Here is a 6,295-nt window from a genome sequence, read left to right as displayed (position 1 = left end):
CCCGTACACGCCGGCACCCCTGCCCGCCCCCGCCGACCGCGGGGCCCCGGACCCCGAGGAGACGATGAGCCGGGACCAGATCGAGGCGCTCCAGTTCGAACGCCTCCGCTGGACCCTGCACCACGCCTACGAGAACGTGCCCGCGTACCGGGAGCACTTCGACGCGCACGGCGTCCACCCCTCGGACTTCACGGAGCTCGGGGACCTCGCCAAGTTCCCGTACACGGACAAGGAGTTCCTGCGGAAGAGCTACCCGTTCGGCGCCTTCGCCGCCACGGGCCCCGAGCTGCGTCGCATCCACGCCTCCTCCGGCACCACCGGCCAGCCCACCGTGGTCGGCTACACCGACGACGACCTGGCCACGTGGGCCACCCTCGTCGCCCGCTGCTTCCGCGCCGGCGGCATCCGCCCCGGTGACCGCGTGCACAACGCGTACGGCTACGGCCTGTTCACCGGCGGCCTCGGCGCCCACTACGGTGCCGAGCGCATCGGGGCGGCCGTGATCCCGATGTCCGGCGGGCAGACGGAGAAGCAGGTGCAGCTGATCACCGACTTCCAGCCGCGCGCCATCCTCTCCACACCCACCTACCTGCTGACCATCGCGGACGGCTTCAAGAAGCTCGGCCTGGACCCCCGCGAGTCCTCCCTCGAGGTCGCGATCCTCGGCGCCGAGCCGTGGACCGAGGAGATGCGCCGCGAGATCGAGCAGACCTTCGACCTCGACGCCCTGGACATCTACGGCCTCTCCGAGGTCATGGGCCCGGGCGTGGCCGGCGAGTCCGCGGCCACCAAGGACGGCTCCCACATCTGGGAGGACCACTTCCGCCCCGAGATCATCGACCCGCTCACGGACGAGGTCCTCGAGACCGGCCGCCACGGCGAGCTCGTCTTCACCTCGCTCACCAAGCAGGCGCTGCCGATCATCCGGTACCGCACCCACGACCTCACCCGCCTGCTGCCGGGCACCACGCACCCGGGCCACCGCCGCATGGGCCGCATCACCGGCCGCTCGGACGACATGATCATCCTGCGCGGCGTGAACCTGTTCCCGTCGCAGATCGAGGAGCTGGCCCTCAAGGAGCCGGCCCTGTCGCCGCACTTCACCCTCGAGATCACCCGCCCGGACCGTATGGACCAGATGGCCGTGAACATCGAGCGCCGTGATCATGCGTCCCTCGAGGAGGCCCAGGCCTGCGCGGCGCACCTGCGCATGGAGATCAAGACGAAGATCGGCTCCTCGTGCGTGATCAACGTGGTGGAGCCGGAGTCCCTGGCCCGCTCCTCCGGCAAGCTCAAGCGGATCTACGACCTGCGCGACCAGGCCTGATCCCGACCCCGCGGCCGAACCCGACGCCGGCGTGCCCGGTAGAGTGGACCGGTGCGCCGTCGTCGTCGGCGTCCGCCCGCCCCTGAAGGTGCCCCAGAGCAGCCCCACCCCGCGCCGCGGCCGGCCCGGCTATGACCGGCAGACGCTGCTGGCCGAGTGCGTCGAGCTCTTCAACCGGCACGGCTACGAGGCGACGTCCATGGGCATGCTCGCCGCCCACCTGGGCATCTCCAAGTCCGCGATCTACCACCATGTGGAGTCCAAGGAGGCGATCCTCGACCACGCGGTGACGGAGGCGCTCGACGCCCTCGAGGCGTGCCTGGACGATGTGGTGGCCAGCGGGGCCGATGCCGGCGCGCAGGTCGAGGCGGCCATCCGCGGCACGCTCGGGGTGCTGGCGGAGAAGCAGCCCGAGGTGACCCTGCTGCTGCGCCTGCGCGGGAACTCGGCGGTCGAGGTGGCCGCCGTCGAGCGCCGGCGCGAGATCACCCGGCGCTTCGGTGACCTGCTCGAGGCCGCCCAGGCCGCGGGTGCGGTGCGCTCCGACGTGACCCCGCGCAACCTCGCCCGCCTCGCGCTCGGCATGATCAACTCGATCGTCGACTGGTACCGGCCGGATCGCGGCGTTCCCGGCCAGCAGGGACCGGACCAGATGATCGACGCCGTCACGGGCGTGGTGCTCGGGGGTCTGCGGGGCTGAGGGCCCGCTGTCCTCAGCCCTCGCCGTCGAGCGCGGCGAGCACGTCGGCCACGATTGAGGCCGCACGGTCCTCGGCGTCCGCGGGCACCCCGCCGTCCGCGTCGGCCTGGGCCACGGCCACGGTGCGGGCGCCGTCCTGCACGGCAGTGAGGTGGGAGTAGACGGACCCCCCGGGGGCCGGGAGCGCCGTGTACGCGGTGCCGCCCTCGTGCTCGGTCCGCGTCACGCTCTCCACGTCGAGCCCGGCCAGGTCCACCCCGGTGCAGGCCTGCGCCGCCGCTCGGGCGTCCTCCAGGGCGGCGCGGGCGGCCTCCTCCGTGGGGTACACGGTGACGCGCACGCCGAGCGGAGTGACCTCGGCGTCGGGGGACGCCGTGAAGGAGGGCGCCGGTGTCGTGGTGGGCCCGCCGCCGGTCGTGGCGGCCGTCTCCGGCTGGGCCGTGAGCCCCAGGTCCGCCGCCCCGGCCTCGGCGTCCCGCTCCAGATCGGAGCGGGTGGCGTCCAGGCAGGCCTGCTGTTCCGCGCTGCGGGTGGAAGCCGGGCTCGCACCGGCGTCGACCGCCTGCTCCAGGCCGGCGGCCCGCTGGCGCAGCTCCGTCTGCCGCTCCAGCGGCGAGGCGGCGCTCAGCCCCACCTCGGACCCCGGCCCCGCGGCCCGTTGGACGGCGGCCTGCACGGCCAGGGTCCGCTGCCCGTCCAGCGCGGGGGGCATCTCGAGGGACAGGCTGCCCGAGGCGGAGGCGCCGGCCGTGCTCTCCGCCGCGCCCGTGCTCTCCGTGGAGCTGCTGGCCGCGGGCGACGTGGGGGCGGACGAGGCCGCCGTCGTCGTGGACGACGCCGACGAGGGGGCGGGGGAGGAGGGCTCCGCGCCGCCGCCGCCCGCGCACCCGGCGAGGGCGAGCGCGCCCACGGCGAGGGCGCCGAGCAGGGGGAGTCGGGAGGTCGTCATGGCCCGACTCTACGTGCGCTGTGACGGATGCCACAAGGAAGCGGCGGGGGCACGCAACGGGGCCGCCCGATGCGTGGTGCGCACCGGACGGCCGCTGATCCGTCAGCGGAGGAGGTCAGCCGAGCGGGGTGTCCTTGTCGCCCAGGTTCCAGTCCTCCACCGGGCCGAGGTTCTCCCCGTCCGGCCCGTAGCGGTAGAACCCCTGGCCGTCGGCCACGCCGCTGTGGCCCTCGGCGATGCTCTTCTCGAGCAGCTCAGCGAAGCCGAGCTGCCAGTCGACGCCCGTGTTGCGGGAGACGTTGGCGGCCACGTGGAAGCCCACGATGTCATAGGTCTGGAACGGGCCGCGCTCGTTGCCGGTGGCCACGCGCCAGGTGCGGTCGATGTCCGCCGGGTTGCCCACTCCGTGCATGTACAGCTTGGAGCCGGCCTGCAGCCACGGGATGAGCAGGGAGTTGAGGAAGTAGCCCGGGATCTCCTTGCGCACGTGCACGGGGACCATGCCGGTCTCCTCGGCGAACTGCAGGGCTCCCGCGACGGCCTCCGGCGAGGTGGCGGCGGTGCCCATGACCTCGGCGGTGTTCTGCGCCCAGATGCGGTTGGCGTAGTGCAGGGCCAGGAAGCGCTCCGGATGGCCGCTGGCGTCGGCGAAGTCCGAGGGCAGCAGGGAGGAGGTGTTCGTGGCGAACAGGGTCGTGGCGGGGGCGAGCTCGCCCACCTGGGCCCACACCTTGCGCTTGAGCTCCAGGTTCTCCGGGACGGCCTCGACCACGATGTCCGCATCCGCCAGGGCCTCGCCGAGGTCCGAGGTCGGCGTGATGCGGGCGATGGCCTCGTCGAAGCGCTGCGGGTCGTAGCCCTCCCCGAGGTCTGCTTCGTAGCCCTGGCGGATCCACGCCCAGCGGCGCTCGATCCCCTCGAGGGCGGCGGGGACGGCGTCGTAGGCCATCACCTTCTTGCCGTGGTACGCCGCCTGCATGATGATCTGCGAACCCAGCACGCCGGTGCCCAGCACGGCGACCTGCTCGAAACGGGTGAACTCGGACATGTGTGTCGACCTTCTTCTCTCGCGGTCCGAATGGGACGTACAGGTGAACGCCCCGGGCACGCTCCTTGTTCCCGGGGGCGACGACGGGCCGCCCGGTGCGCAGCGGGCGCACGGGACGGCCCGTCGGGGCGGGGAGGCTCAGCCCTGGGAGGTCTCGGACGGGGCCATCGGCCAGGTCTTGGCCACGAGCGTCAGCACGTCGTACTGAGCGCAGAGCTCGTCCTTCTGGTTGTGGATCCGGCAGTCCCAGGCCACCTCGCCGTACTCGTCGCTCACGCGCGGGGTGATGCGCTTGGCGGTCAGGGTCACGCGGATGGCGTCGTCGTAGGTCACCGGCGTGATGAAGCGCAGGTTCTCCAGGCCGTAGTTGGCCAGCACCGGGCCCGGATCCGGGGCCACGAACAGCCCCGCGGCCCACGAGACCAGCAGGTAGCCGTGGGCCACGCGGCGCGGGAAGAACGGGTTGGCCATGGCGGCCTCCTCGTCCGTGTGGGCGTAGAACCTGTCCCCGGTCTCCTCCGCAAAGGCGGTGATGTCCTCCAGGGTGACGGTGCGCAGGCCGGAGGCGAACTGGTCGCCCACCGTCAGCTCGGCCAGGGACTTGTAGAACGGGTGCACGGCCGTGCCGGCCTCCACGTCCTCGCGGGTCACCGTGTGGGTCGCGGCGCCCTGATGCCACACGCCGGTGATGGCCGTGAGCATGTCCGGGGAGCCCTGGATCGCCGTGCGCTGCATGTAGTGCTTCACAGCGCGGACGCCGCCGAGCTCCTCGCCGCCGCCGGCGCGGCCGGGGCCGCCGTGGATCAGCACCGGCACGGGGGCGCCATGGCCCGTGGTGGTCGCGGCGGTCTGGCGGTTCAGGACGTGCACGCGGCCGTGGTGGGCACCGATCCCGGCGGCGAACGCGCGGGCGGTCTCACCGTCGTTCGTGGCGACCGTGGCCACGAGCGAACCCGACCCCAGGGCGGCCAGGGCCACGGCGTCGGCCACGTCCGTGTAGCCGATCACCGAGGTGACCGGACCGAACGCCTCGACGCTGTGCACCTCGGGGGTGCGCGCGTCCTCGAAGGTGAGCACCGTGGGGGCGAAGAACGCGCCGGACTCGGCGTCGGCGTCACCGGTCGAGCCCTCGGGGCCGCCGAGGCGGACCTGACCGCCGGCGTCGACGAGGCGCTGCACCGCGCCGCGGACCTCGCCCTGCTGCTCCTTCGAGGCCAGGGCGCCCATGGTGGTGCCCTCGACGCGCGGGTCGCCCAGGACGACCTTCGCGGCCAGGCGCTCGGTGAGGGCGGCGGTCACGGCCTCGACCCGGTCCTGCGGGACGATCACCCGGCGGATGGCGGTGCACTTCTGTCCGGCCTTGACCGTCATCTCCTGGAAGACGACCTTCACGAACGCCTCGAACTCGGGGGACTCCGGGTCCGCGTCCGGGCCGAGGATGGCGGCGTTGAGGGAGTCGGTCTCCGCGGTGAAGCGGACGCCGCCCTCCTGCACGTTCGGGTGCTTCTTCAGCGTGGCCGCGGTGGCGGCGGAGCCGGTGAACGCGACGTGGTCGCGGTAGTCCAGGTGGTCCAGCAGGTCGCGGGCGGAGCCGGAGATCAGCTGGATCGAGCCCTCGGGCAGCACGCCGGACTCGAGCATCAGCTCGACGCACTTCTGCGTGACGTAGCCGGTGGGGGTGGCCGGCTTGACCACGGTGGGCACGCCGGCGACGAAGGCCGGGGCGAACTTCTCGAGCATGCCCCACACGGGGAAGTTGAACGCGTTGATCTGCACGGCCACGCCCGGGATGCGCTGGTAGATGTGCTCGCCGATGAAGGAGCCGTCGCGGGAGAGGGGCTCCACGTCGCCGTCGATGATCACGGTGGAGTTCGGTAGCTCGCGGCGGCCCTTGCCGGAGAACGTGAAGAGGGTGCCGATGCCGCCGTCGACGTCGAAGGCGTGGTCGCGCTGCGTGGCGCCGGTGGCGAAGGAGACGTCGTAGAGCTCCTGGACGCGGGAGTTCAGAAAGAGCGCGAGCTCCTTGAGCTTGAGGGCGCGCTCGTGGATGGTCAGCTCGCCCAGGGCCTGCTGGCCGACGGTGCGGGCGTGCTCGATGGCGGCGGCCGTGTCGAGGCCGTCGGTGGAGACGCCGGTCAGGCGCGCGCCGGTGTTCGCGTCCGTCACGTCGGTGACCTTGGACGGGTGCGACGGCGTCCACCAGCTGCCGGCGACGTAGCTGGGGAGGATCTCCGGGAGGGAGGGGGCGGTGACGGTCACGGGGTCTCCTGG

Annotated in this window: 5 protein-coding genes; 2 read left to right on the top strand and 3 right to left on the bottom strand. The window is 72.8% G+C overall.

What is annotated here, in order from left to right:
• Positions 1-1,327 (top strand): AMP-binding protein (locus J1M38_RS07330; protein ID WP_342356219.1); only part of this gene is annotated, 1,327 nt, incomplete at its 5' end.
• A gap of 88 nt (positions 1,328-1,415) precedes the next feature.
• On the top strand, positions 1,416-2,027 hold the full coding sequence (locus J1M38_RS07325) for a TetR/AcrR family transcriptional regulator (protein ID WP_036313911.1): 612 nt from the start codon (positions 1,416-1,418) through the stop codon (positions 2,025-2,027).
• Between the two features lie 13 nt (positions 2,028-2,040).
• Here the strand turns inward: J1M38_RS07325 and J1M38_RS07320 are convergent, their stop codons facing one another.
• The 3 genes from J1M38_RS07320 to paaZ form a co-directional block, all read right to left on the bottom strand.
• Complete coding sequence (locus J1M38_RS07320; RefSeq protein WP_036313913.1) at positions 2,041-2,976, bottom strand: hypothetical protein; 936 nt, start codon at positions 2,974-2,976, stop codon at positions 2,041-2,043.
• A gap of 115 nt (positions 2,977-3,091) precedes the next feature.
• Entirely contained in the window at positions 3,092-4,024 is a 933-nt protein-coding gene (locus J1M38_RS07315; RefSeq protein WP_070708800.1) for a 3-hydroxyacyl-CoA dehydrogenase, read from the bottom strand.
• A 138-nt stretch (positions 4,025-4,162) separates the two neighbouring features.
• Positions 4,163-6,283, bottom strand: a complete 2,121-nt coding sequence (paaZ, locus tag J1M38_RS07310) for a phenylacetic acid degradation bifunctional protein PaaZ (protein WP_206481640.1) — start codon at positions 6,281-6,283, stop codon at positions 4,163-4,165.
• Positions 6,284-6,295 lie beyond the last annotated feature (12 nt).

The sequence above is a fragment of the Micrococcus sp. KRD070 genome, from assembly GCF_017168435.1.
Classification (GTDB): Bacteria; Actinomycetota; Actinomycetes; order Actinomycetales; family Micrococcaceae; genus Micrococcus; species Micrococcus luteus.
The sequence above is the reverse complement of the archived record's forward strand: the minus strand, read 5'-3'. Positions and strand labels throughout refer to the sequence as shown.

What these genes read in the sequence shown, in the direction of transcription:
- J1M38_RS07320 (WP_036313913.1), bottom strand. Translation starts at nt 2,976, where the DNA reads ATGACGACCTCCCGACTCCCCCTGCTCGGCGCCCTCGCCGTGGGCGCG.
- J1M38_RS07315 (WP_070708800.1), bottom strand. Translation starts at nt 4,024, where the DNA reads ATGTCCGAGTTCACCCGTTTCGAGCAGGTCGCCGTGCTGGGCACCGGC.